Source organism: Ruegeria sp. BF6 (assembly GCF_056538665.1).
The window spans coordinates 848,975-875,024 of record NZ_JBQFTN010000001.1 but is presented as its reverse complement, the minus strand read 5'-3'; the positions used below and the strand labels follow the sequence as shown (position 1 = coordinate 875,024).

The window sequence follows — 26,050 nt, the reverse complement described above, 5'->3', positions numbered from 1 at the left end:
CACGCTACGCACCGCCGGGCTAATCTGGCCGGTACCTGATCAGGAGAGAGGCCCATGGCAGGCGGCTGGGCGCGCGATGGCGCGGTGAGTGAACAGATTGAGGCGTCCATATCGGACGAGTTGGCCCGGATGCAGGCGCAAAAGCGCCCGGTAGGGGAAAGCCTGACCCATTGCGCCGAATGCGAAGAGCCGATTCCAGAGAAGCGGCGGCTGGCCTTGCCGGGCGTCAAGCTGTGCCTCGATTGCCAGCAGGAACGCGACGGAGCCTTCAAGGCGCGTTCGGGCATTAACCGGCGCGGTTCCAAAGACAGCCAGCTGAAGTAAACGGGGCAGTGGGATGCCTAAAGCCAGCCTTCTGCAAAACGGTCTGGTTCTGGGGTTTCTTGCTGCGTTTCTGTGGGGCACGCACAGTGTCATCGTTCGCTATTTAACCGCTGATCTTGGGGGGATGCAGATCGCGGTGACCCGCCTGTTCATCGCCACGCTCACCATATTCGTCTTGTTGCGGGCGATGCACATTCCTGTGTCGATCCGACTAGGCGACTGGAATTTCCGTCTGGCTGTTTTGTCGACAGTGGTCAACTACATCCTTTTCCATATCGGGCTGGAGCATACCGGTGCAGCCAACGCTATGGTGCTCGAAAATACAGCTCCTTTCTTTGTTCTGGTGTTCCTGTATTTCTTTGCGGACACCCCGGTCACACGCACCGATTTTCTGGCCACAGCTTTGGCCATTCTGGGCGTTTTTCTAACAGTTTACCGGGACTTCCAGGGAGGCGGAGAGCCCTTGTTTGGTGATCTGCTTGAGATTGGCGCAGGACTAAGCTGGGCACTGTTTCTGATCTCCAGCAGCCGCGCAATGCGGAGTTCTGAATCGACCGGCGATCGATTGAATTTCCTGTTCGGAATCTTTCTGTGTTCGGGCGTTCTGCTGGTCCCTGTGGCTGCGTTCTCGCTGCAGCTACCTACCACCAATGACGTGGTGTTCCTGATTCTGTTGGGTGTACTGCCAACCGCTTTGGCCTACTACCTTTGGTACGAGGCTGCTGCGCGGGTGTCGACATTGACGGCGACCTTGATGTTTGCCGCTTCTGTGGTGTTCACCTTTGTCAATTCGGCTTTGTTTCTGGGGGCCGCAATCACACCGATTGCAGCCCTTGGAGCCGTGTTGATCGTGGCCGCCGTGTTCCTGACGACCAAAAGCGAGAAGTGATCAGCCTTCCATTGCTTCCAGTTCGTCGATGAAGCCTGAAATCATCGATAGGCCCTTGTCCCAGAACTTAGGATCGCTCGCATCCAGCCCGAACGGGGCAAGCAGTTCCTTGTGATGTTTGGACCCGCCAGCGCGCAGCATCTCGAAATACTTGTCCTCGAACCCTTCCGATCCGCTTTCGTAGACGGAATAGAGCGCGTTCACCAAGCCGTCGCCGAAGGCGTAGGCATAGACGTAAAAGGGTGAGTGAACGAAGTGCGGTATATAGGCCCAGAAAGTTTCATACCCATCCATGAATTCAAACGCCGGGCCAAGGCTTTCGGCCTGAACGCTCATCCACAGGGCATTGATGTCGTCCGGGGTCAGTTCGCCTTCGCGGCGGGCGGCGTGGAGCTTGCATTCGAAGTCGTAGAAGGCGATCTGGCGGACTACCGTATTTATCATGTCTTCGACCTTACCGGCCAACAGAACCTTGCGCTGTTCCGGCGTTTCGGCCTGATCCAGCATCTTGCGGAAGGTCAGCATCTCACCAAACACCGAGGCAGTTTCTGCCAGTGTTAGAGGTGTTGAAGAAAGCATCTCTCCCTGGTCGGCGGCCAGCACTTGATGGACGCCGTGGCCCAACTCGTGCGCCAGGGTCATCACATCGCGCGGTTTGCCCAGATAGTTTAGCATCACATACGGATGCACTTCGGTCACGGTCGGATGTGCAAAGGCACCCGGAGCCTTGCCCGGTTTTACAGCTGCGTCGATCCAGCCTTTCGAGAAGAACGGCGCTGCAATCTCACCCATGCGGGGATCGAAGGCGTTATAGGAATCCATTACGGTCTTCTCGGCTTCTTCCCAGCCGACAACCCGGGTGTCTTCCATCGGCAGCGGCGCGTTGCGGTCCCAGACCTGCATCACATCCAGGCCCAGCCATTTGCGTTTCAATTCATAATAACGATGGCTCAGCTTGGGATAGGCGGCCACAACGGCCTCGCGCAGCGCCTCGACCACTTCGGGTTCGACGTCGTTGGACAGGTGACGGCCGGTCTGCGCAGTCGGCATGTTGCGCCAGCGGTCGACGATTTCCTTTTCCTTGGCCTGCGTGTTGTGCACACGGGCGAAGGTCTTGATGTTGTCTTGAAACACAGCAGCCAATTCGCGCGAGGCGGCTTCGCGTTTGCTGCGATCCTGTTCCGTCAGCAGGTTCAGGGTACCCTCGATATTCAGCTCTTCACCGTCGACGGTGAAGGTCAGACTTGCGATGGTTTCGTCGAACAAACGCTCCCATGCGTCGCCAACAACACCCAGATCGTGCAGGAACTTCTCCAGTTCGTCCGAAAGCTGATAGGGTTTCATTGCCCGGATGCGGCGGAAGACCGGCTCATAGCGTGCCAGATCGACATTTGCGTCGAAACGCGCCTTTAGCGCGTCATCGTCGATCCGGTTGATTTCCAGCGTGAAGAAAACCAGCGGCGTAGTGAAGATGGTAATTTTTTCCTGCATGTCCGACAGGAACTTGGCGCGCTCGGCATCGGTGGTCAGCTGGTAATACCGCAGACCGGCGAATGACATGATGCGACCGGCAATCGAGTTGATCTTTTCGTTGCGCTGGACGCAAGTCAGCAGGCCTTCGGCATCCAGATCCGCCAGCTTACCCTCGTAGTCGGCTGCAAAAGACGCGCATTCGCCCTCCAACCAGTCCAGATCACGGCCCAGTTCCGGCGCTTTTTCCGAACTGTAAAGGTCGGTCAGATCCCATTCCGGCAGGTTGCCAAGATCGCCGGCTCCTCCGGCTGCGTTTGCGTCTCGGACGGGAAAGGGAAGGTCGCGCATGGATCACCTCGAAATATCTGCTTTCGCAAACATCTAGGCGCGGGCGGCCCGGATCACAAGCCGCCATTGCGTGAGTGTATCTTTAGTTCGAGAGGGCCGGCGCAGGTGCAGCGCCCGATTGCGCGGCTAGAAAATGCGCGGCCAACTGGTCGTAGACAGGGCCACGCACCTCAGGCGGCTCCATCAGCACCTCGTGTTCACCGTCGGGGATTTCGACCAGCGTACCGTTGGGCCAGTTCGCCATCCGCGCGCGGATCGCCTTCCGGTCAACGATTTGCTCATGGCTGCCCAGGATGGTCAGGGCGGGCGTCGCGGGGGCGGTTTGTTCCATCAACCAGGCGCATTCGTCCAGTGCTTCGCGCAGCCAGATCGTCGACGGCGCACCGAGGGCCAGTTCGGGGTGCGCGACCAGTTGATCCTTCATCATCTGGTACATCGCCGGATCACGTGTCAGCACGTTGCCGTCAAAGGGTTGCGAGGCAACGTAGCTTTCCAGCGACGTGGTCGGAGGGGTCTTTTCCCCCAGCCCGATGCGCGGCCCCCAATAGGCGGTCAATCGGCTGAGCGGTTTCATGATCGGAGTGAAAAAGATGCCCCACATGGGGCCGGTAAAGGCGCAGGCGGTAAAACAGTCGCGCTCAAGAACTGCGCGCAGGCCGATCGCGCCGCCCATCGAATGGCCGATCACGTACCATGGCTTCGGCAACTCCAGTTGCTCGGCCAGATCCAGAGTGGACTTCACATCCTGCTGATAGTCGGTGAAGTGCTCGACATGTCCGACGCGCGGGTCCTCAAGCAGACGGTCTGCCAGCCCCTGACCACGCCAGTCAACGGCCAGACAGGCAAAGCCGCGACCAACAAATTCAACTGCGGCATCGCCATATTTCTCGATGTATTCCGTTCGACCGGGGAACAGCATCACCGTGCCGTTTGCCTCGCCTTCGGGGCGCCAGTGGCCTACGCGAATCCGGATGTTGTCCGAAGTTGTCACCCAGTGAGCGGCACCACCGGCGGGTCCGCCGGCCACGTCTTCATAAAAAGGGGCCGGCGAGACCTGCATCAGGCCAGCACCGAAGCGAGTTTCATGGCAACACCCATGTCACCGTCCACGCTCAGCTTGCCCGACATGAACGCACCGGTGGGGTTCAGGTCGCCGCTGAGGATCTGTTCAAACGTGTCTGCATCGGCGCTCAGGGTTACGTCGGTTTCTTCGTCGCTGACGCGTGCGCCGTTTGCGTCCAGAACGATAGCGCCCAGATCGGCAATGGCAAACTTGGCCGATGCGTCGAAATCGCCGCCGGTCAATTTTTCGTTCAGCGCGGCCGCGGCCTTTTCAAGAGTGTCGCTCATTGTGTTCCTCATATTGTTTCTGCGCCGTGAATGGACATCCCCGGTCGCAACGCTACACTGAACATTGTTATGGGCATTGCAATCAACAATCTCAAAGGTACCGTTGCGGCATTTTTTGTCACAGTCATGTTTTCCACCAGTTCCGCCGCGCAACAGGCGGACCTGCGGGATGAGGTCGCGCTGTTGCAGCAACTGGCGCTGGCCACGCCGGAACAGGCGATTGGATTGGATCGGCAGCTCAAGGCGCTGTGGTCGCAATCCGGCTCGGCCTCGGCGGATTTGCTGTTGGAGCGCGGGCGCGAGGCGCTGGAAGACGGAGATACTTTAACCGCTATCGAACACCTGACGGCGCTGACCGATCACGCGCCCGGATTTGCCGAAGGCTGGCATTTGCGGGCTTCGGCGTTTTTCGGAATGGATCGCTTTGGCATGGCCGCAGCCGATCTTGAGCACGCGCTGACGTTGAACCCGAATAACTACGAAGCGATCTACGGGCTTGGGCTGATCTTCGAGATAATCGAACAGCCCGACAAAGCGCTCGACGCCTATGAGCGCGCGCTGGCTATACATCCTCATCATGAAGAAGTAACCAATGCGGTGAATCGACTGAAGCCCCAGGTCGAGGGCTCGGCCCTCTAAGAGACGGGGCAGGGGGCAAAGGTGAGCGGGTCATCCCGAATCGTGGCCGTACTCGGCCCGACCAACACAGGAAAAACCCATTACGCTATCGAGCGGATGCTGGGGTATCGGACCGGTGTAATCGGTCTGCCGCTGCGTCTGCTGGCGCGCGAGGTTTATGACAAGATCGTCGCTATTCGCGGCCCGTCCGTTGTGGCGCTGGTCACGGGTGAAGAGCGGATCGTTCCGCCGCGCACCCAGTACTGGGTTTGCACAGTCGAGGCGATGCCCGAGGGCATGGGCGCGGATTTTGTGGCCATCGACGAGATCCAGCTCTGCGCCGATCCCGAACGCGGCCATGTCTTCACCGACCGTCTGCTGCGGGCACGCGGCACCAATGAGACGCTGTTTCTGGGATCAGACACTATGCGCGGCTCCATCGCGGCGCTGGTGCCCGAGGCTCAGTTTGTTCGCCGTGAACGGATGTCGCAACTCGTCTATGCGGGCTCGAAAAAGATCAGCCGAATGCCGCCGCGCAGTGCGATTGTCGGGTTCTCAGTCGATAGTGTCTATGCGATTGCCGAGCTTTTGCGCCGCCAAAAAGGCGGTGCGGCCGTGGTCATGGGGGCGCTCAGCCCGCGCACGCGGAACGCGCAGGTGGACCTGTATCAAAATGGCGAGGTCGACTACCTGGTCGCCACCGATGCCATTGGCATGGGGCTGAACCTGGATGTTGATCACGTCGCCTTTTCCTCCCTAAGCAAATTCGATGGCCGCCGGATGCGTCCGCTTGCTCCCAATGAGTTGGCCCAGATCGCAGGCCGCGCTGGTCGCGGGATGTCGGATGGCACGTTTGGCGTGACCGGTGAGGCTCCGCAATTAGAGGAAGGCGTGGCGCAGGCCATCATGGACAGCCGGTTCACGCCGATGAAAAAGCTGAACTGGCGGAATGCCGCCCTGCGGTTTGGCTCGGTTGCGGCGCTGATCGACTCGCTTGAGGTCTGTCCAAACGACGAACATCTGATCAAGGCACGGCCCGCGGATGACCTGAATGTGCTGAAATCACTGTCGCAAGTGACCGAGGTAGCGGTACGCGCCAGTGACCCCCAATCCGTCCGATTGCTGTGGGATGTGTGCCGAATCCCGGATTTTCGCGGCATAAGCCATGCCGAACACGCCAGCCTGCTTGAAGTGATCTATGGTCACTTGCATGAACGCGGATCGATCCCGGATGATTTCATGGCGCGGCAAATCCGTCGAATCGACCGCACGGATGGGGATATTGATGCATTGTCCAAAAGGTTGGCATATATTCGCACTTGGACATATGTTGCGCAGCGAAACGGTTGGGTGCGTGACGAATCACATTGGCGTGACGAAACGCGCACTGTAGAAGACAGGCTGTCGGACGCATTACATGACCGACTGACGCAAAGATTTGTGGACCGGCGCACATCTGTGTTGCTGCGCCGGCTCAAACAGAAGGAGGCCCTTTTGGCCGAAGTAAATGACAAGGGTGAAGTGACCGTCGAAGGCGAATTCGTCGGTCGTCTGGAAGGGTTCCGGTTTAGCCCGGACAAAAGCGCGCAAGGAACTGAGGCGAAAGCTCTGAAATCGGCCTCCCTGCAAGCTCTCGCGCCGCAATTCCATCTGCGCGCCGATCGCTTCTACAATGCGCCCGATACCGAAATTGATTTCACCGATCAGGGTGGCCTGATGTGGGGCGAGTATGCCGTCGGCAAACTGGTTGCCGGGGCAGAGCCTCTTAAGCCGTTGGTCGAGGTTTTTGTGGACGAGGCCGCAGGACCGGATGTCGAACAGAAAGTTCAGCGTCGGTTGCAGCATTTCATCGACCGCAAGGTCGCAGCGCTGTTCGAGCCGTTGCTGAACCTGTCGCGCGACGAAGAACTGACCGGTCTGGCCAAGGGTTTCGCCTTCCGCATGGTCGAAGCACTGGGCGTGCTGCCCCGCGCGGGCGTTGCACAAGAGGTCAAGGACCTGGATCAGGACGCCCGCGGCGCGCTGCGCAAGCACGGCATTCGCTTTGGCCAGTTCACGATCTTCATGCCGCTACTGCTAAAACCTGCTCCGACGCGTCTGCGTCTGGTTCTGTGGGCACTGGCCAATGGGCTGCAGGAATTCCCCGAAGCACCGCCTCCCGGGCTGGTCACCGTTCCGGTCGCCAAGGACGCGCCCGAAGGGTACGACACCATGTGCGGCTACCGCGATGCAGGTGAGCGCTCGATCCGGATCGACATGCTGGAACGTCTGGCGGACATGCTGCGAGCCGAAGACAGCCGTGGTGGATTCGAAGCGAAGCCTGACATGTTGTCGATCACCGGTATGACGCTGGAACAGTTCGCCGACCTGATGCAGGGCCTGGGCTACAAGGCTGAACGTGGTGAGCGTGAAAAGGTGAAACCTGCTCCGGCAGAGCAACCCAACACGGAAGCGACCGAACAACCGGTAACCGAAGAAACCCCGGCACCGGTCGCGGAAACCGAAGAGGTCGTCGCCCCCGCCGAGGCGCCAGCCGAGGCCACCGAAAGCACCGAGGCGGTAGCTGAGGTTCTGGAATCAGAGGAACCCGGGGTCGAAGTATTCTACACCTTCACCTGGGGTCGTCAGCGCCAGGCCAACCGGGGCCCGCGTCGTGAACAGCGGCAGGGGCAGGGCAAAGGCAAACCGCGCGGGAAGCCTCAGGACGGGCGCGGCAAGCCGCAGGGTAAGAAGGGGGGCAAGCCGCAAGGTGCTAAGTCCTTCTCGTCCCGTCCGCCCAAGAAGGAAAAGGCTATCGATCCCGATAACCCGTTCGCAGCAGCGTTGATGGGTTTGAAGGACGGTAACTAAACGCCGATGGCCGAAGCCAAGCTGCGGATTGACAAATGGCTGTGGCAGGCGCGGTTCTTCAAGACCCGCAGCCTGGCCGCCAAACAGGTCAGCGGAGGCCATGTCCGGCTGAACGGAAACCGGGTCCTGAAACCGGCGCAGGCCGTAGGACCCGGAGACGTCCTGACCTTCCCACAGGGTCGCATCGTGCGGGTGGTTCGGGTCGAAAAGCTCGGCGAGCGACGCGGCCCGGCACCCGAGGCGCAGACGTTGTATTTCGATTTGTCGGAAAAACGGGACGCCCCACCCAAAAATCCGGGATTCGAAGGAAAAGGTCGTCCGACCAAGAAAGATCGGCGCGCGCTTGATCTTTCTCGCACCAAAGAGGGCTGATCTTCCCTTGAAGACAATGCAATACTGGATTAGCTAACGCCCAAAGCGCAAATGGGAATCCGACCATGACCTACGTTGTCACTGAAAACTGCATCGCCTGCAAATACACCGACTGTGTCGAGGTGTGCCCGGTGGACTGTTTCTACGAAGGTGAGAACACTTTGGTCATTCACCCCGACGAGTGCATTGACTGCGGCGTGTGCGAACCTGAATGCCCCGCCGACGCCATCCGCCCCGACACCGAACCGGGCATGGACCAGTGGGTCGAATTCAACCGGAAATACTCGGAACAATGGCCGGTGATCGTGACCAAGAAAGACCCGCTGCCCGATGCCGAAGAACGCGACGGTGAAGAGGGTAAAATGGAGAAGTATTTCTCGGAAGCGCCCGGCGAAGGTGGCTGAGCGATTCGCTCTCTGAACTTGTTCGTTCAGGTGTAAAAACAGGTTGCATTGCTTTGAAAAGCATAGGCTTTCAAGGCTGCAAATGGACGTGGCCTTTCGGGCGTCGTAATTTTGTGATATAATCGTAAGCTGAATGATGACTGAGATGGGGATGTGCTCCGTAAGTATGACTGCTTTGGAGTTCTGATTTAATTACAAACCAGCCGCTTGGCGGAGCCGAAAAAGGCTCCGGCTCAGGTTTTTTTTGTTGTCCCGTATCTCGCTCTGTAACCAAGGATGAACCTGTATGTCTAAGTCGAAAAAGCTTGAGTTCCGCCCGAACGACTATGTTGTTTACCCTGCGCATGGCGTGGGTCAGATCATCTCGATCGAAGAGCAGGAAGTCGCGGGATACTCGCTTGAGCTGTTCGTCATCTCCTTTGAAAAAGACAAGATGACCCTGCGAGTGCCGACCAACAAGGTCACCGAATCCGGCCTGCGGTCACTCAGCTCGCCGGATGTCATCAGTCAGGCGATGAAAACCCTGAAAGGCAAGGCCAAGGTCAAGCGTGCTATGTGGTCCCGCCGGGCGCAGGAGTACGAGCAAAAGATCAACTCGGGCGATCTGATTTCGATCGCCGAGGTGGTTCGCGACCTGCACCGCACTGACGATCAGCGCGAGCAGAGCTATTCCGAGCGTCAGCTGTACGAAGCCGCGCTCGAACGCCTGACCCGCGAAGTGGCTGCTGTCTCTGGCGCTGGCGAGGTTTCGGCTGCCAAGCAGGTGGATGAGGTCCTAACCTCGCGCGCTGCCTGATCGCTGCCAACACGGAATTTGGGGCCGCTCCTGCAAGGGGTGGCCTTTTTCGTCTCTGGTCTTGGTGAATTCTGCGTTTGCCGCTAATTTTCCTGTAACCAGAGGCGGATACATGATCGGGATAAAGCAAACCGTAAAGTTTCTGTACGTTGCGCATGAACCGGTTTCGGTCTGGTTCCGCTATGGTCTGATCCTGTTCGACGCGGTGTCGATCGTGTTTTTTGTGGCCACGGCAAACATCCCGCATGGTCCGGGGATCACCATTGCCAGCCTGTGCGTCGGGTTTCTGATTCTGCTGGATTTTCTGGCCCGGATGTGGATTGCAAAGGACCGGTGGAAGCTGCTGCGCAAGGTCTACACGCTGGCGGATATCGTCGTGATCTCCTCGCTGCTGCTTGAGCCTTTCTTGCCAGGGAACTTGGCCTTCGTGCGGATTTTGCGTGCCTTGCGTCTGATCCATTCCTATCATCTGTTGCGCGACCTACGGCGTGACAGTCAGTTTTTCCGGACGCATGAAGACGCCGTTATCGCAGCGATCAACCTGATGGTGTTCGTGTTCGCGACCTCCACGGCGGTTCTTGTGTTCTTTATCCCCGACAACAGCCAGACCGCGTATATCGATGCCCTCTATTTCACCATGGCAACGCTGACCACGACCGGGTTCGGTGACATCACCTTGGCGACTCCGGGTGGTAAGTTGTTTTCGGTGTTCATCATGGTGGTGGGCGTGGCGCTGTTCGTACGGTTGGCCCAGGCGATCTTCATGCCACAGAAAGTCCGGCACAAATGCCCAAGCTGCGGACTTTACCGTCACGACCCGGACGCGGTGCATTGCAAGCATTGCGGCGAAACCCTGAGGATCGAAACTGGCGGTACGACCTAAAGTGCCGCCACAGTTGTGGCCAGAAAGGCCAGTTCGGCCAGTTGTTGCGTCGCACCCAGAATGTCACCGGTTTGGCCGCCGATTTTGGTTTTCGCGACCTTCGCAAGCACAGCGACGACCATAGCAGCAAGGAGGACGGGAAGGGTGGCTGCGAACCCCATCAAAAGCGCGGCGCAGAAAACGGCCAGTACAAGCCCGGCCGCAACTGTTGTGCCGCGTGGCCCGCCGACTGTATGGCTCAGGCCGCTGTTGCGGGCGTTGGGCAGGGTGCTCATCAGAACCGGCATGAACGCGCGGGACGCGATGCAGGCGGCGAGAACGGCACCGTAGGCTCCAGCCGTCAGCAAGGCTGCGATCAAAGCGACGCGCATCAATTGGGTGAAGATCAGCGTCAGAACCCCATAGGCCCCGATATGGCTGTCCTTCATGATTTCCAACCGGCGCTCCCGCGTGAACCCGCCCCAAAGCCCGTCTGCTGTGTCAGCCAACCCGTCTTCGTGCATGGCGCCGGTTGAAATCACCAGCGTTGCGGTGACGAGTACAGCAGCGACCATTGCAGGCAAGCCCAATGCCATCGAAATCCAACCAACGGTGCAGGCCAGCAGGCCCACCACCAGTCCTACCACGGGAAAAGCCCAGGCGGAATCGGCCTGACGTGCAAAGGCTTTTTCGGGCAGGCGCGGTACTGGCAGGCGAGTCAGTAGCACCAGCGCCAGCGGAATATCCCATGCGGAAATCAGGGTGTTGTCGTTTTTATACACTCCCGCGCCTTTCCGGGTCTTGTTGGATTGAACGCTTCGGTTAAACACACAGGACCACTCTGATGCAACGAGGCTTTCGATGCTGCCTGAACTTAATGATCTGAAAACACTCCGTGATACTCTGAGCCAAGCACCCGCTCCGGACGAAACTGCACTGCAAGGGGCGGCTGACCGCAATGGACAGCTGACCAAGCCGCCGGGTGCGCTGGGTAGGCTCGAGGATTTGGCTATATGGTATGCGGGGTGGCGCGGGGATGCGCGTCCGCAGGTTAGCTCTCCGCAAGTGATTGTGTTTGCGGGCAATCATGGCGTCACGGCGCAAGGCGTCTCGGCCTTTCCACCGGAAGTGACCGTGCAGATGGTAATGAACTTTGAACACGGTGGCGCGGCGATCAACCAGTTGGCCAAGGCTGCCGGTGCCACGATGGATGTACACGCGCTGGATTTGGATGCGCCCACCGCCGATTTCACCGCAGGTCCGGCCATGTCCGAGGATGAGTTGTTGCAGGCGCTGTGCACCGGTTGGAATGCCGTTGATCCCAAGGCCGATCTGCTGGTTGTGGGAGAGATGGGGATTGGAAACACCACCCCGGCTGCTGCGATCGCCTGTGCCCTGTTCGGCGGAGACGCGTCTGACTGGACCGGGCGGGGAACCGGTGTGGATGATGCCGGACTAATCAACAAAACCCGCGTCGTGGCCGAAGGCGTGGCCCTGCACGCAGGGGCTGGTGACGGTCTGGAAGTTCTGCGTCGCCTCGGTGGGCGCGAGATTGCTGCCATGGCCGGTGCCATCGCCGCCGCGCGTGTTCTGCGCATTCCGGTCATTCTGGACGGTTTCATCTGCTCGGCGGCTGCGGCCTGTCTGGCAAACGTCTCCGCAGGAGCCCTAGATCACGCCATTGCCGGGCACCAGAGTGCAGAAGGCGCGCATGGCGCTGTGCTGGAAAAGCTCGGCAAGGAACCGTTGCTGAAACTCGGCCTGCGATTGGGCGAAGGCTCGGGCGGAGCGCTGGCGATCAACATTCTGAAAAGCGCGGTAGCCTGCCATTCGGGCATGGCCACCTTTGCCGAGGCCGGAGTTTCAGACGGGTAAACTTAACGGCCTGACCCGCATTTCAGGGTCAGGCCGATTTCTGGGCGTGCTTCTCGGCCAGTTCCAGAAGCTCTGTTTCCAGATCTTTCTCGAACTGTTGCGCGCGTTCGATGTATTTTTTGTTTTCCGCCGTCGGCATCCCGGGGATCCAAAGCTCGGCAAGTTCGCGGATCGATGCGCGGTCGTGGCGGTAGAATGTCTGTTCGGCCTGCGCGGCCTCATATTCACTGAGGCCGATATTTTCGAGGACATAACGCCCGGCTCGCAGTGAACTGTCGAACATCTCGCGTACGATATCGTTCGCGCCTGCCTGATATAGCTCATACACATGGGTTCGGTCATGGGCGCGGGCGATGATGTGCAGGTCCGGGCGCTGACGTCGGGCAAAGCTGACCAGACGTGTCACCTGTTTGCGGTCATCCATCGCGGCAACAAGCACGGTCGCTTTCTCAAGCCCTGCGGCGCGCAACAACTCTGGCCGGGTCGGATCACCCAGAAACCCTTTGACGCCAAAGCGACGCATCAACTGGATGGTGTCGATATTATGATCCAAAACGATGGTTTTGAAACCGCTGGCGCGGACCAGACGGTTCACGATCTGACCAAAGCGGCCGATGCCCGCGATGATCACGGGGCCTTGCTCATCTATTTTATCCGGTTCCGGCTGCGGACCGCTGTCCCGAATCCGGCGGGAGAGCAGATCGTAGATGATGAACAGCAGCGGCGTGATCAGCATGGTCAGGGCGATGATCATCAGTAGTTTCTGCGACAGGTCGGACGGGATGACATTCTGCTGCGTCGAAAAAGCCAGCAGGACAAAGCCGAACTCCCCCGCCTGTGCCAAGCCTAACGTGAAAAGCCAGTGGTCCCGTCCGCGCAGCTTGAAGGCGCGGCCTACGAGGAAGAGAATGATCCCTTTGAACAGAATTACCAGAAGGGCCAAACCGAACAGTTCGAGCGGGTCATTAAAGAAATAGGCGACATCGATCCCGGCGCCGACCGTGATGAAGAAAAGGCCCAGGAACAGGCCTTTGAACGGCTCAAGGTCGCTTTCCATCTCATGCCGGAATTCCGAGCTGGCCAGAACAACGCCCGCCAGAAAGGCGCCAAGGGCAGGAGACAGGCCAACAAGCGTCATCAGGAAGGAAATCCCCACCACGATCATCAATGCCAGCGCGGTATACATCTCGCGCAGGCGGGTGGCGTGGATAAAGCGGAACAGGGGCCGTGTCAGGTAGACGCCCGCAAGGATCACGAAGGCGATTGCACCGATGGTGACCAGTGTCACGGCCCAGCCCGGCAGGCCTTCGACCAGAGACAGGCTGTGATGGCCTGCATCGTGCAGGTCTTTCACGCCCCGATCGATCGACCCGTCGCTTTTCAGATGCGGTATCGAAGGCAGTGCAAGCAACGGCAGCAGCGCCAGAATTGGGATGACGGCGATGTCCTGCGTCAGCAGCACCGAAAACGTGGCGCGGCCGCCATTGGTCTGCATCAGCCCTTTTTCCGACAGCGTTTGCAGTACGATTGCGGTCGAGGATAGGGACAGGGTCAACCCGACTGCCAGCGCAACCGACCAGGGATGGTTTGCATACATGGCGACGCAGGCGATGGCAGCTGTCGACAGACCGACCTGCAGACCGCCCAGGCCCAGCAACCTGTCACGCATATCCCACAGCGCGCGCGGCTCAAGCTCCAGCCCGATAAGGAACAGCATCATGACCACGCCAAACTCGGCCACGTGTTGTAGGCTTTCGGTTTCGGCGCCGACCAGGCCGAATACGGGGCCGATGACGATGCCCGCGGCAAGATACCCCAACACGGACCCCAGCCCCAGACGCGCCGACAGGGGCACGGCAATCACGGCGGCTGCCAGATAGATTGAGGCCTGATAGAGGAAATCGTCCATGTCGGTCCTTTCGGTCAGGTCAGGTGGGTAAAGGGGCGTCGCGCTTGAGCTGATCCATCACGATTTGGCTTTGCACCCGTGCGACCGCAGGATGCGGCAGTATCACCTCGTGAAGCAAGCGGTTGAGCGCAGTTAGATCGTCGCAATAAACGCGCAGCAGGTAATCCGCCTCACCGGTCATCGTCCAGGCGCTGGTGATCTCGGGGCGTGAGTGGACCATGCGGGCGAAACTCTCCGATTGTTCGGGGCCATGTGTGCCTAGGTGCACCTGAATGAACCCCTGAACATGTAGACCCAGCTTCAGCGCGTCCAGCCGCGCGGTGTATCCGGTGATGTAGCCCTCAGCCTCCAGCCTTTGCCGCCGCCGCCCGGCCTGGCTGGGTGACAGGTTCAGCATTTCCCCCAGTTGATGCGCGGTTAGATGGGCATTCTTTTGCAGGGCAGAGAGCAGGCGCGTGTCGGTGGCATCCAGCATATGCGGACTTTCTTCGTTTTTGCTCGAAATAATGCGGCTTCTGCGCGTACTTTAATAGGATACACGAAAACAATGCGCAGAAACAGCGTTGATTAAGGCGTATTTTAGAATCAGCAAAGAAATTCCTGTTTTAATGAGGTGCACCATGGGTCCTTTCCCGCACAACGCCCCGAAATCTGTCATCAGCAAAGAAAACCCGGTCGGTACCGACGGGTTTGAGTTTGTGGAGTTTGCGCATCCTGAGCCTCAGGAACTGCGTGATCTGTTCGCCAAAATGGGCTTTGAACAGGTTGGCTACCACACGGACAGGCCTGAGGTTGAGCTGTGGCAGCAAGGTGATGTAACGTACATTCTGAATGCCGACACCGAAAGCTTCGCCGCGCGGTTTGTTGCCGAGCACGGCCCCTGCGCATCCGCGATGGGCTGGCGTGTCGTGGACGCAAAAAAGGCCTATGATCACGCGGTGTCCAAAGGCGCAGAACCCTATGATGCTGCAGACAAGACCATGGATGTTCCCGCAATCAGGGGTATCGGCGGGTCGCTGATCTATTTCATCGACCAATACCATGACACTTCGCCTTATAATCAGGAGTTCACCTGGACTAAGCAGTCCAAGCCGCGCGGCGACGGGTTTTATTACCTCGATCACCTGACGCACAACGTCTATAGCGGGAATATGGACAAGTGGTTTAAGTTCTACGAGACTCTGTTCAACTTTCGCGAAATCCGGTTCTTTGACATTCAGGGCAAGTATACCGGCCTTTTCAGCCGCGCCCTGACATCGCCTTGCGGCCGCATCCGCATTCCGATCAACGAAGATCGTGGCGAGACCGGGCAGATCGTGTCCTACCTGAACAAGTACAAGGGTGAAGGCATCCAGCATATCGCGGTAGGCAGCGATGATATCTATACTTCGACCGATGCCATTGCCGAGAAAGGGTTGAAGTTCATGCCCGGACCGAACAAGGCCTATTATGACATGTCCAAGGATCGCGTCACCGACCACGACGAGCCGCTGGACCGGATGATGAAACATGGCATCCTGATCGACGGTGAGGGTGTTTTGGACGGCGGCGAAACCAGAATCCTGCTGCAGATCTTCTCGAAAACCGTGATCGGACCGATCTTTTTCGAGTTCATTCAGCGCAAAGGCGATGATGGGTTTGGCGAGGGGAATTTTCAGGCCCTGTTCGAGTCCATTGAACGAGAGCAAATCGAAAGCGGCGAAATTTCAGCAGCTTAATATCATAAGTTAAAGCGGGCGTTCTCGTCCGCTTTAACCTCGTGGCATTTTTAGCGTCAGGTTCCGGCCCTTTTTCTGATAGCGCAGCTCGCTGTCACCGATTGCAATAACTTTGCCCCCGTCCAACCTGTCACCCACTTTCAGTTTCATGTAGCGGCCGCTGGGCAAGCGCACCAGCGCCCGACGGTTGGCGGGCGTGCCATAGACGCCGATCAGGTTCAGCTTGCGCAGGTTCAGCGCATTGTCGATCGTTGCTTGCCGCGCAACCGAGGCTGATGACGGAATCTTGGGCGCCACGGCCTTGGGCTGGAAAGATCCGGTTTCGACTTGACCAATACCGGCCGTCGAACCCAAACTGGCAGTCTGGGTGCTCGAAGAAGGGGCGAGACCCGTAGGGCGTGTTTTTGGACGCGGTACGCGCAGTCCCCCCAGCACTGCAGGGGCAGGTGTTTCTTCAACCTCTGGTCGCTGCAGCGACGCAGGGCGAGTTTTGGGGCGCAGCGCCGCCAGTTCCTCGCGAGACCGTCCACCCAGTTGCTGACGCTCGAACCGCTCGATCAGGTCACCAGGGCGCGGTTTCGGGCGCAGCCCGGCCGACCGGTCAGAGGGCTCTTCAAGGGTCGGTTCCTGCTCGAACCGGACGGGGGGTGGTGGCGGTGCCTTGGCAGGGCGCCCGAGATAGACGGCAATCCCCTCGGGGTTCAATGTTCCCTCAGCACTGGGAGCGACAAGCCCTCGTTCATCCAGGTCAAACCGGGAGCCGGCAACGCTGGGTAGGGCGACCTGATCAAAAGGTACGTCGGTGGCAAAGCTTTCAACGGAAGGCTGGGCAATTGCGTCGCTGGACAGGTTGGATTTGTCGATGGAGGCCAGATACAGCTCGTCCTGCGGGGGCAGAACCGGGGGCGTCAGAGGGGCGGGCGTGGTGATCTCGATGCCGGGTTGTGCTGGAGTGTGCTGCGGTTCGGGGTCGCGATCAATATCTTCGACAACCGTTGGCGCCACATTTAGCGCTTCGAGGATCGCGGTATCCGTGGGGGAAAGCTCAGGTACATCGACAGGAGGGACATCCGGTTCGCGCTCGGCTGTTTCAGCGGGCGGCGCTTCGGGCTCGGCCGGAACTTCCGGCTTGGTGTCACTGACCTGAGTGTCAGGCTCGGGCAGGGTGATTCCGACCTGCGCCGTTTCGGGCTCTTCGTCACTGTCCGGCGCGATCAGAGCCCATGCCCCTAACGCCACCGCAGCGGTGATCGCAGCTGCCGCCGGTACGGCGTATCGTTTGGCAAGCGCTTCAAAGTTCGCCTTGGGCGTCTCATCATCGGACGGCGCGCGGAACAAGTCCGGAGCCGTTGTGTCGGCGATAGCGTGGACGTTGGATGCAGGGATATCCCTGTCCTGCGGTGCCGCCAGGCTTTCGCTTTTCTCGTCCGAAAACAGGGGCTCGGTCGGGAACTGGGCCTGATCGGTGTCCGCCGTGAACTGAACCGGAATAAACCCGTGTTCGGTTGCAAAATCGCGTGCTTCGCCCAGCGTCTGTCTCGCGATGGCCGCAACGTGGGCGGTGGAGCCGACCGTTGCGACGTTAAAAACCAGATCATCGACCGAGTATGGTGTTGCGTCGGCCAGCGCGGACCGGGCCTGTTTTGTGCGTTCTTCCGGCGTTTCTCCATCTGTTTCCGTTGACAGGAACCGGACCTGATCTGCCGGAATCACGACCTTGCAACTCAGGTTGTTTTCCAGCGCGAACGCCTTGTCCCGCAAGGCATGAAGCTGAGCGTTCAGGTCTGGCGCATCCAGTGCGACCGCACCAATGCAGTACCAGTCGTCATCCGATTGGTGGTGCACAGATATCTTGGTCGCAGAAAAAGACAGCGCAAAGGCGGGTTTCATATTCCCGAAGAACCATAATTGTCAGCATCAATGCAAACGACATCTCGTCCGCAGAGTGACATTAAAGCAGGTTCCCGCCGAGGGAAAGAAAAAGCCGGATGTTCCCCTTGTTTGATCGGCCCTCACATCCCCATGTTGGTTCTGGAGAAATTGGAGGGAAGACCTTGAAGAAAATCGCTTTTCTGGCCGCGATGATGGCCGTGACCGCAGCGGGCATGGCCCATGCGGAAGAACGTCGCATCACGGTGGATGCGGCCGGAACCGTTCAGGCCGCGCCCGATATGGCGACCATAACTCTGGGCGTTACAAACGAAGATGCCGAGGCGTCGAATGCCATGCAGGCGACCTCTGATGCCGTTGCACAGATTTTGAAGCGGCTGGAGGACATGGGCGTCGAATCCCGCGATGTGCAGACCCGTGATCTGTCGCTGTCGCCGGTCTGGTCCGGGCGCAACAACCCCAGCGGCGAACGGCCCGAGATTTCCGGCTTTGTCGCCTCGAACAACGTTCAGGTGCGCGTGCGTGATCTGACCAAGCTGGGTTCCATCATGGATGCGGTCATTCAGGACGGCGCCAATGATTTTGGCGGCCTGAGCTTTGGTGTGCAGGATCCCGCGCCGCTGCAGGCAGAGGCGCGCGCCAAGGCCGTGGCCGAAGCCACTGCAAAAGCTGAGCAATTGGCTCAGGCAGCCAGCGTGACTCTGGGGCAAGTCCAGACGATCAGCGAACAAGCTGGCGGCATTCGTCCCGCGCCTCAGATGCGTGCGATGAGCATGGCCGAGGCCGGCGGCGTTCCGGTTGCGGGGGGCGAGATTTCAGTCTCGGTCAATGTGACGATGGAATTCGGGATTTCCGACTGAGCCGGCAGCTTTGGCGCGGGCCTTCAGCGGTTGTCGCTGCTGGCCCGTCTGGTCGAAATTGTCAGGTGACAGCCAGGCCTCGAACGCGGTCTTGATGCGCGGCCATTCACTGTCGAGGATCGAATACCACGCCGTATCGCGGTTGCGACCCTTGTAATGGGTTGCCTGCCGGAAAATGCCCTCGAAGGTAAAGCCCAACCGCTCGGCGGCGTTGCGGGATACCTCGTTCAGAGCATCGCATTTCCACTCGTATCGACGATAGCCCAGTTCGTCGAACACACGGCGCATCATCAGGTACATAGTTTCGGTCGATTGCGGGCTGCGCTGCAACAGGGGTGAGAAGTGGATATGGCCGACCTCGATCACACCCGCCGCGGGTGCAATCCGCAGAAACGAAGCCACGCCGACCGGCGTTTCATCACTGTCGAGCACCGTGTGGAACATCGGGTCGGCATCCATGCAGGTCGCGCGAGCCCATTCAACAAAATCGTGTTCCGAGTCGAACGGCCCATAGGGCAGATAGGTCCAGTTGCGACCGTCCGTATCGTTGGCAAACGCCCGGTATAGTCCGGGCGCGTGCCGATTCACGTCCAAGGGAACGACAGAACAATACTGACCCTCCATTGGCGTATAGGGCGGCGTCGGACGAGGGAAGTCGCCCGGAACCGGCCTGCCGATGGGTTGGCCCTGATCGTTGGTGTCGTGCCCGCTCATCGATCAGGCCGATGCTTTGGCCAGCGCCTGATCGAGATCGGCAATCAGGTCGTCGGCGTCTTCGATGCCGATGGACAGGCGTACCACGTTCGGCCCGGCACCTGCCGCCTCTTGCTGCTCCGGGGTCAGCTGACGGTGGGTGGTCGATGCCGAGTGGATGATCAGCGACCGTGCATCGCCCAGGTTGGCGACGTGGCTGAATATCTCGAGCGAATTCACCAGCTTGACGCAGGCGTCATAGCCGCCCTTGACCGCAAAGGTGAACAGCGCGCCAGCACCCTTCTTGTATTGCGCCTGAACCCGGTCGTAATAAGGCGAAGAGGGCAGGCCCGCATAGGTCACATAGTCCACACGCTCATCGGCCTCGAGCCAGGCAGCGATTTTCTGGGCGTTCTCCACATGGCGCTCCATCCGCAGGGACAGGGTCTCGATCCCCAGCAGAGTGTAATGGGCGGCTTGCGGGTTCATGGTCATGCCCAGATCACGCAGACCAATGGCGATGCCGTGGAAGGTGAAGGCCAGCGGGCCGAAGGTCTCGTGGAATTTCAAACCATGATAGGCGGCTTCCGGTTCGCTGAGCGAGGGGAACTTGTCATTCGCCGACCAGTCGAACTTGCCCGAGTCCACGATGCAGCCGCCGGTGACGGTGCCGTTGCCGGTCAGATACTTGGTGGTCGAATGAACCACCAGAGTAGCTCCCTGTTCGATAGGGCGGCACAGGTAAGGCGTGGCCGAGGTGTTGTCGACGATCAAAGGGATACCCGCTGCATCTGCAATATCGGCCATCGCACGGATGTCGGTGACGTAGCCACCCGGGTTGGCAATGGATTCGCAGAACACCGCGCGGGTGTTTTCGTCGATGGCGTTCTTTACTGCGTCTAGATCGTCGGTGTCGACGAACTTGGCCGACCAGCCAAAGCGTTTGATGGTCTGGCTGAACTGCGTGACCGTACCGCCATACAGACGGGTCGAGGCCACCACGTTGCAGCCCGGACCCATCAGCGGGAACAGCGCCATGATCTGGGCTGCGTGACCCGAAGAACAGCAAACCGCGCCGACGCCGCCCTCAAGCGTGGCGATACGTTCCTGCAGAACGGCCACAGTCGGGTTGGTCAGGCGGGAATAGATGAAGCCAACCTCTTGCAGGTTGAAAAGGGCGGCCGCGTGGTCGGCATCGCGGAACACATAGGCGGTGGTTTGGTAGATCGGAGTCTGACGCGCACCTGTCGCCGGGTCGGGCCGCGCTCCCGCGTGAATTTGCAGTGTGTCGAAACCGTAAGTCGGGCCGTCAGACATCGTCGAAATCTCCTGTTGGAATGTGTGTTGCTGAATCTCTAGGCGATCCGGCGCGCGCGCACAACAATCCTGTCAGCGCATCCACAGGCCGTTGTTGCGGATCGTGTTGCGAATGGCCTGCTCGCGCTGGGGCAGGTTTTCCCGGTCGAACAGGTCGCGGATCTTGTGGCCCTTGCGTTGCAGAACCAGCTTTTTGATCGGCTCATACCCTTTGAGCACTTTCTTGACCCGGTTGGGGGCCGCGACGGTTTCCAGCACTTTGACCACGTGGTCGCTCTCACGCGCATAGAGCAGTGGGAACAGGCGATAGTGGCAGCTGACCGATCCGTCCAGCAGGCCGGGGGGCAGGGCATCACGGCCGCCGCCAAACGAATGGATGACCAGCGGCAGAGCGGCCTGATCCAGCCAAGGGTCAAGATTCTGCCCGGCAAGTTCAGGAATCTCCTCATCCCGGATCGTGCGGGCATAGTCCAGAAATCGCTCTCCGAACTCGCGCGGGCAGGAATAGAAGAAATAGCCCGCGTTGAAATACAGATACCGTCGCCAGTAATCCATCGGCTGGCTGGCGTCCTGCGAGCTTTCGAAATCCAGCTCAAATCGTCGGTACAAAGCGCTCCAGATGCCATCGAAACCGGGGCCATAGAGCGTCGGCTTGGGCCACGTGCCCTCGACCTTTTGCGAGGCGCCGGGGCGGTCGAAGTCAAACGGCACCGAGGTCAGATCGCCGGTGATCAGAGTATCGCTGTCGAAGAATACGAAGGGTTCGCCTTCGGGCAAGGCCAACAGGGCCTCGATCTTGTTGCCATAGGGATAGCTGTCGCCGAAGACGTGAGAGTCAAAGGGCAGAATCTCGGCATTCAGTTGTCGCAGGGCTTTCAGGATATCTTCGTTTTGGATGCTCGGGTCCTGACGCCAGCGCGACCCGGGCTGAGGGACGGCGACAAATAACCGCCCTGAGAAATTCGGTGAGCTGTGGCGCAAAGAGGCTGCAAACAGCAGGGCCTCGTATTGCAGCCGATTGTTTTGCCCGATGATGACGATGTTGAATTTCGAAGGGCTGGCCTGCATCGGGTGACTTTCACGTATAAGGCCGCTGTTCGGCGCTGCTCGGGTTCTTCTTGACCTACAACACGCCGTAAAGCCCGTCAAAAGCAGATGCGGGGAATCTTGGGTTTCCCTGTAGCCAGAGGCCGTTTGGGCGCGGTGCATCTGCCACGAGTCTTCAGAATGCAAGAAAATCGGGCGTAATCGCCTGCGAAACCCGGGGAATCCACCCTGGATTTGCGGTTTTTGGTGATTTTCCAAATTTTACCAATTGATAAAAAATAAGATTGTGGCAAGCTGAGATTATAACAAACATATCTACAGGGAGTAGAGCGATGGCACAGGGCCAGATTGCCCCCGGCATTGTCTCCGGGCGGCTTTCCAGCGATGAGCTGACCTCGAATTTTACCGATCTGCATCCGCCATTGGCCGCGCATGAGGCCGCTGTGGCGGCAGACCGGTGCTATTTCTGCTATGACGCGCCATGTGTGACGGCCTGTCCGACGGATATCGATATTCCGTTGTTCATGCGTCAGATTCAGGCCGGGCAACCCGAGGCGGCAGGTGAGACCATTCTGGCGCAGAACATTTTGGGTGGCATGTGCGCGCGCGTTTGTCCGACCGAGACACTGTGCGAAGAGGCCTGCGTACGCGAAACTGCCGAGGGGGCTCCGGTCGAGATCGGTCGCCTGCAGCGCTACGCGACGGATAGCGTAATGGCTGCAGGGGGCCACCCGTTCGAGCGTGCCGCGCCGACTGGCAAAACCGTTGCCGTGATCGGGGCAGGGCCTGCGGGCCTGGCCTGCGCGCATCGTCTGGCGATGCATGGGCATGACGTGGTGATTCATGAAAGCAAGCCCAAGCCCGGCGGTCTGAACGAGTACGGTATCGCCGCCTACAAATCGACCAATGACTTTGCACAGGCTGAGGTGGACTGGCTGCTGAACATCGGCGGTATCACGATTGAGACCGGTTCGGTGCTGGGCGAGGGTGTCTCGCTGGACGGTCTGGTCGAAAACTACGACGCAGTATTTTTGTCCATCGGGCTGGCCGGGGTGAACGCCCTGCGCGCGGATGGGGCAGAAAAGGACGGCGTGCGCTTTGCTGTAGACTTCATCTCTGACGTGCGTCAGGCTTCTGATCTTGCGCGTCTGCCGGTTGGTCGCAACGTCGTGGTGATCGGTGGCGGAATGACGGCCGTGGATGCGGCGGTGAAATCGAAACTGCTGGGTGCCGAGCATGTGACCATCGCCTATCGGCGCGGCCGCGAAGCAATGGGGGCCAGCCGTTACGAGCAGGATCTGGCCTCATCGCATGGCGTCAAGATCATGACCAATGTGCAACCCGTTGCCGTTCACGGAAACGGTGCGGCGGCCGAGGTCGAATTGGAGTATACTTCCAGTCACAACGGTCAGCTTGCGGGCACCGGAGAAACGGTCCGCCTGCCTGCAGATCAGGTCCTCAAGGCGATCGGTCAGACACTGGAAGGCGCGCCGGAAGGGCTGAAGCTGGACGGCAACAAGATCGCCGTGACCGGGGCTGGTCGAACCTCGGTGGCTGGTGTCTGGGCCGGGGGCGACTGTGCGGCCGGTGGCGAAGACCTGACCGTGACCGCCGTGGCCGAGGGCCGCGACGCCGCAATGGATATCCACGCAAGCCTAACCGCGTGAAACTCAAAGACACAAAGATGCTGAACTGCATCAGGGAGGCCGGATAAATGGCTGATTTGAAGACAAACTTTCTGGGTATCGAAAGCCCGAACCCGTACTGGCTGGCCTCGGCGCCACCGACCGACAAGGAATACAACGTCCGCCGTGCCTTCGAGGCCGGATGGGGCGGCGTTGTGTGGAAGACGCTGGGGGCCGAGGGGCCTCCGGTCGTGAACGTGAACGGGCCGCGCTATGGCGCGATCTATGGCGCTGATCGTCGGCTGCTGGGCCTGAACAACATTGAGCTGATCACTGACCGCCCGCTTGAGGTGAACCTCGAAGAGATGGCGCGGGTCAAGGCCGACTACCCGGATCGCGCGCTGATCGCCTCGATTATGGTGCCGTGCGAAGAGGAGGCATGGAAAGCCATCCTGCCGCGTGTTGCCGAGACTGGTGCAGACGGGATCGAGCTGAACTTTGGCTGTCCGCACGGGATGAGCGAACGCGGTATGGGGTCCGCAGTGGGGCAGGTGCCGGAGTATATTGAGATGGTGACCCGCTGGTGCAAGCAATACTATGACCGCCCAGTCATCGTGAAGCTGACGCCCAACATCACCGATATTCGCAAGCCTGCCGAAGCCGCCAAGAATGGTGGCGCGGATGCGGTGTCGCTGATCAACACCATCAATTCGATCACCAGCGTCAATCTGGACACGTTCAGCCCTGAGCCGTCGATTGACGGCAAGGGCAGCCATGGCGGTTATTGCGGTCCGGCGGTGAAGCCGATTGCTCTGTCGATGGTGTCCGAGATTTCGCGGGCTCAAGCCACGCATGGCCTGCCGATCTCGGGTATCGGTGGCGTGACCACGTGGCGCGATGCGGCAGAGTTTATGGCGCTGGGGTGCGGCACCGTTCAGGTCTGCACTGCGGCCATGACCTATGGGTTCAAGATCATCGACGAACTGACCGCTGGCTTGTCCAAGTGGATGGACGAAAAGGGCTACAAGGACGTTTCCGAAGTCGTCGGCCTGGCTGTTCCGAACGTGACCGACTGGCAGTATCTGAACCTGAACTATATCGCCAAGGCCAAGATCGATCAGGACCAGTGCATCAAATGCGGCCGTTGCTACGCGGCGTGCGAAGACACCAGCCACCAGGCGATTTCGATGTCCGAGGACCGGGTGTTCGAGGTCATGGATGATGAATGCGTCGCCTGCAACCTTTGCGTGGATGTCTGCCCCGTGGACGGATGTATCTCGATGGTGCCGATGGCGGCCGGAGAGGTCGATCCGCGCACCGGCTTGGAGGTGCAGCCCGACTATGCCAACTGGACAACACACCCGAACAATCCGATGGCAAACGCCGCCGAGTAAAACAAATTGCAGAATAAGAAAGGGCCGGTGAATAGCCAGTCCTTTGCCGTATGTGTCGCACGCGTGACCACAGGCCTATGGGTTCGTTATTCTATGTCGAGCAAAGCTCCCGGAGATTTCTTCGGGAGCAGAGTAGTGAGGTCCGGTTATGAGACAAAGCAGCCTTGTGCATGAGCAGCTATCGCTGACGCACCACAGCCAGTGCGGCAACTCAGTGTGTGTCACCAGAGCCGACATTCAGAGTGCCATTTTCAGGTGTTTGAAACTGTCCTTTCGCCGCACTCAGGTTCGATATTTGAGGAACGCAATTTTCCCTTCATTCCTAAAACAGCCCGAACTGACGCTGACGGCCCGAAGCCGGTGATCGTGGTGCCGCAGCGCGATCCGCCGGGACGGTTGTCAGCTGTAACTGTGGAATCAAGGGTTGCTCGAACTTTGGTTTTGCGGTTCTGCGAATACCCAACGTTCCAGTGATTTAGCCACCAATCTGGTTCATTGTAGCTTGAACCGCATGATATCTTTGAGCGTTGGGCGGATGCGTCCCTAGAAAGCGATCACCAGGATCAGGAACTCGCGCGAAGTACAGAGCACCTTTGAGTGGATCATAGCCCGCTTTGTAGGCTATTACCGTACCTAGTTGATCAGCTTCCAATTCAAAGTTCTTGGAATAGCTGCGTCCGCCGACAAAAGCTCCTAGATCTTGAGCTGCGGCAATGTCATTCGGTCCAGTCCCGGCTATTGTTGCCAGACCAGCCAAAATAACTGCACCAGCGGCCGCGTTTTGAGCGCGTCGCGCTAAATGACCTTGAATGTGGTGAGCGGCTTCATGCGCCATAACAAATGCAAGCTCATCGGTATTGTTCACATTTCGTGTCAGCGATTGGGTCATTGTGATCACCGGGCGCCCCGACTTACTTAAACTTTGATAGGCGTTTGAGGGCGCTTGTTTATTTGGATCAATGCGGATCAAAAAATCGCAATTTACGCCCGCAGTGCGGCGGCGGCATTCTTGCTCTGCCACGGGTTCTACTCGAGAGGCGACCTGACGGAATCTTGTTTGTGCATGCTGTGAGCTAACGGGGGCGCTCGCGCGACCGGGGTTTGGTATAGGTGCCGATGGAGGAGTGGTGGTTGATACGCATCCCGCCTGCACCAAAATAGCAAATACCAATACAGTTCGCTTCATAAACGCACCTTTCCAACAATTTAGAGTACCGAAATACAGTCCGTATTCTTCGATAAACCAACATTTAAATCCGAGACTAGGGCCTGTGTGAGTTGTTATTCAATAACAGAGGAAATTGTCTCAGGTCGCACCCGGATTTGCTGCCGCTAAAATGGTAAGCACAGCAAATGGCGTTAAAACGAACGGCCAATCGGGCTGCGGACCCCGACACTAACGACCTGAACCGCGACAACAACTGCTATTCCCGCTG

General features: G+C 59.0%; 24 protein-coding genes. 13 read left to right on the top strand and 11 right to left on the bottom strand.

Annotated features, from left to right (window positions below; genetic code table 11):
* Positions 1-54 precede the first annotated feature (54 nt).
* Complete coding sequence (locus ACR0IM_RS04380; protein WP_480589667.1) at positions 55-324, top strand: DksA/TraR family C4-type zinc finger protein; 270 nt, start codon at positions 55-57, stop codon at positions 322-324.
* A 13-nt stretch (positions 325-337) separates the two neighbouring features.
* Positions 338-1,213: a DMT family transporter gene (locus ACR0IM_RS04375; RefSeq protein ID WP_480680942.1), complete on the top strand. Its 876-nt coding sequence runs from the start codon at positions 338-340 to the stop codon at positions 1,211-1,213.
* Here ACR0IM_RS04375 and ACR0IM_RS04370 read toward each other — a convergent pair whose 3' ends face one another.
* The 3 genes from ACR0IM_RS04370 to ACR0IM_RS04360 all read right to left on the bottom strand — a co-directional run bounded on the left by ACR0IM_RS04370 (position 1,214) and on the right by ACR0IM_RS04360 (position 4,384).
* Positions 1,214-3,034: a M3 family oligoendopeptidase gene (locus tag ACR0IM_RS04370; protein ID WP_480680941.1), complete on the bottom strand. Its 1,821-nt coding sequence runs from the start codon at positions 3,032-3,034 to the stop codon at positions 1,214-1,216.
* Between the two features lie 82 nt (positions 3,035-3,116).
* Complete coding sequence (locus tag ACR0IM_RS04365) at positions 3,117-4,094, bottom strand: alpha/beta fold hydrolase (RefSeq protein WP_480680940.1); 978 nt, start codon at positions 4,092-4,094, stop codon at positions 3,117-3,119.
* Complete coding sequence (locus tag ACR0IM_RS04360) at positions 4,094-4,384, bottom strand: SCP2 sterol-binding domain-containing protein (protein ID WP_480589671.1); 291 nt, start codon at positions 4,382-4,384, stop codon at positions 4,094-4,096. The genes ACR0IM_RS04365 and ACR0IM_RS04360 overlap by 1 nt, the downstream gene beginning before the upstream one ends.
* Before the next feature lie 30 nt (positions 4,385-4,414).
* Here ACR0IM_RS04360 and ACR0IM_RS04355 point away from each other — a divergent pair, with 30 nt between their 5' ends.
* The 6 genes from ACR0IM_RS04355 (at position 4,415) to ACR0IM_RS04330 (ending at position 10,307) form a co-directional block, all read left to right on the top strand.
* The gene (locus ACR0IM_RS04355; RefSeq protein ID WP_480589672.1) at positions 4,415-5,023 is read left to right on the top strand and encodes a tetratricopeptide repeat protein; all 609 of its coding nucleotides are present in this window, start codon (positions 4,415-4,417) and stop codon (positions 5,021-5,023) included.
* Between the two features lie 21 nt (positions 5,024-5,044).
* Positions 5,045-7,852 carry a helicase-related protein gene (locus tag ACR0IM_RS04350; RefSeq protein ID WP_480680939.1) on the top strand — a complete coding sequence of 936 codons (2,808 nt, stop codon included), beginning with the start codon at positions 5,045-5,047 and terminating at the stop codon, positions 7,850-7,852.
* A 6-nt stretch (positions 7,853-7,858) separates the two neighbouring features.
* A complete protein-coding gene (locus ACR0IM_RS04345) occupies positions 7,859-8,224 on the top strand; it encodes an RNA-binding S4 domain-containing protein (protein ID WP_480680938.1) in 366 nt (121 codons plus the stop codon).
* 65 nt (positions 8,225-8,289) lie between these two features.
* A complete protein-coding gene (gene fdxA, locus ACR0IM_RS04340; RefSeq protein WP_170742515.1) occupies positions 8,290-8,628 on the top strand; it encodes a ferredoxin FdxA in 339 nt (112 codons plus the stop codon).
* A 286-nt stretch (positions 8,629-8,914) separates the two neighbouring features.
* Positions 8,915-9,424 (top strand): CarD family transcriptional regulator, encoded by a 510-nt coding sequence (locus ACR0IM_RS04335; RefSeq protein ID WP_170381457.1) that lies wholly within the window; start codon positions 8,915-8,917, stop codon positions 9,422-9,424.
* A gap of 112 nt (positions 9,425-9,536) precedes the next feature.
* Positions 9,537-10,307, top strand: a complete 771-nt coding sequence (locus tag ACR0IM_RS04330; protein WP_480680937.1) for an ion channel — start codon at positions 9,537-9,539, stop codon at positions 10,305-10,307.
* Here the strand turns inward: ACR0IM_RS04330 and cobS are convergent.
* A complete protein-coding gene (gene cobS, locus ACR0IM_RS04325) occupies positions 10,304-11,068 on the bottom strand; it encodes an adenosylcobinamide-GDP ribazoletransferase (protein WP_480589676.1) in 765 nt (254 codons plus the stop codon). The genes ACR0IM_RS04330 and cobS overlap by 4 nt on opposite strands.
* A gap of 79 nt (positions 11,069-11,147) precedes the next feature.
* Here cobS and cobT point away from each other — a divergent pair, with 79 nt between their 5' ends.
* Complete coding sequence (cobT, locus tag ACR0IM_RS04320; RefSeq protein ID WP_480680936.1) at positions 11,148-12,161, top strand: nicotinate-nucleotide--dimethylbenzimidazole phosphoribosyltransferase; 1,014 nt, start codon at positions 11,148-11,150, stop codon at positions 12,159-12,161.
* Positions 12,162-12,189: 28 nt separating this feature from the next.
* Here cobT and ACR0IM_RS04315 read toward each other — a convergent pair whose 3' ends face one another.
* Entirely contained in the window at positions 12,190-14,070 is a 1,881-nt protein-coding gene (locus ACR0IM_RS04315; protein ID WP_480589678.1) for a monovalent cation:proton antiporter-2 (CPA2) family protein, read from the bottom strand.
* 19 nt (positions 14,071-14,089) lie between these two features.
* Positions 14,090-14,545: an Lrp/AsnC family transcriptional regulator gene (locus ACR0IM_RS04310; protein ID WP_480589679.1), complete on the bottom strand. Its 456-nt coding sequence runs from the start codon at positions 14,543-14,545 to the stop codon at positions 14,090-14,092.
* A gap of 145 nt (positions 14,546-14,690) precedes the next feature.
* Here ACR0IM_RS04310 and hppD point away from each other — a divergent pair, with 145 nt between their 5' ends.
* Positions 14,691-15,788 carry a 4-hydroxyphenylpyruvate dioxygenase gene (hppD, locus tag ACR0IM_RS04305; protein ID WP_480589680.1) on the top strand — a complete coding sequence of 366 codons (1,098 nt, stop codon included), beginning with the start codon at positions 14,691-14,693 and terminating at the stop codon, positions 15,786-15,788.
* A 33-nt stretch (positions 15,789-15,821) separates the two neighbouring features.
* Here the strand turns inward: hppD and ACR0IM_RS04300 are convergent, their stop codons facing one another.
* Positions 15,822-17,678: a hypothetical protein gene (locus ACR0IM_RS04300; RefSeq protein ID WP_480680935.1), complete on the bottom strand. Its 1,857-nt coding sequence runs from the start codon at positions 17,676-17,678 to the stop codon at positions 15,822-15,824.
* A gap of 164 nt (positions 17,679-17,842) precedes the next feature.
* Between ACR0IM_RS04300 and ACR0IM_RS04295 the strand changes: the two genes are divergently transcribed.
* Entirely contained in the window at positions 17,843-18,538 is a 696-nt protein-coding gene (locus ACR0IM_RS04295; RefSeq protein WP_480589682.1) for an SIMPL domain-containing protein, read from the top strand.
* Here ACR0IM_RS04295 and ACR0IM_RS04290 read toward each other — a convergent pair.
* The 3 genes from ACR0IM_RS04290 to ACR0IM_RS04280 all read right to left on the bottom strand — a co-directional run bounded on the left by ACR0IM_RS04290 (position 18,494) and on the right by ACR0IM_RS04280 (position 21,616).
* Positions 18,494-19,252, bottom strand: a complete 759-nt coding sequence (locus tag ACR0IM_RS04290) for a GNAT family N-acetyltransferase (RefSeq protein ID WP_480680934.1) — start codon at positions 19,250-19,252, stop codon at positions 18,494-18,496. The two genes, ACR0IM_RS04295 and ACR0IM_RS04290, sit on opposite strands and share 45 nt — an antisense overlap.
* 3 nt (positions 19,253-19,255) lie before the next feature.
* A complete protein-coding gene (locus ACR0IM_RS04285) occupies positions 19,256-20,548 on the bottom strand; it encodes an O-acetylhomoserine aminocarboxypropyltransferase/cysteine synthase family protein (protein WP_480680933.1) in 1,293 nt (430 codons plus the stop codon).
* A gap of 72 nt (positions 20,549-20,620) precedes the next feature.
* Positions 20,621-21,616: a hypothetical protein gene (locus ACR0IM_RS04280; protein WP_480680931.1), complete on the bottom strand. Its 996-nt coding sequence runs from the start codon at positions 21,614-21,616 to the stop codon at positions 20,621-20,623.
* A gap of 311 nt (positions 21,617-21,927) precedes the next feature.
* Here ACR0IM_RS04280 and ACR0IM_RS04275 point away from each other — a divergent pair, with 311 nt between their 5' ends.
* On the top strand, positions 21,928-23,262 hold the full coding sequence (locus tag ACR0IM_RS04275) for an NAD(P)-dependent oxidoreductase (protein WP_480680930.1): 1,335 nt from the start codon (positions 21,928-21,930) through the stop codon (positions 23,260-23,262).
* A 47-nt stretch (positions 23,263-23,309) separates the two neighbouring features.
* Complete coding sequence (gene preA, locus ACR0IM_RS04270; protein ID WP_480589687.1) at positions 23,310-24,614, top strand: NAD-dependent dihydropyrimidine dehydrogenase subunit PreA; 1,305 nt, start codon at positions 23,310-23,312, stop codon at positions 24,612-24,614.
* 475 nt (positions 24,615-25,089) lie between these two features.
* Here preA and ACR0IM_RS04265 read toward each other — a convergent pair whose 3' ends face one another.
* Positions 25,090-25,635 (bottom strand): M48 family metalloprotease, encoded by a 546-nt coding sequence (locus ACR0IM_RS04265; RefSeq protein ID WP_480589688.1) that lies wholly within the window; start codon positions 25,633-25,635, stop codon positions 25,090-25,092.
* Positions 25,636-26,050: the final 415 nt, after the last annotated feature.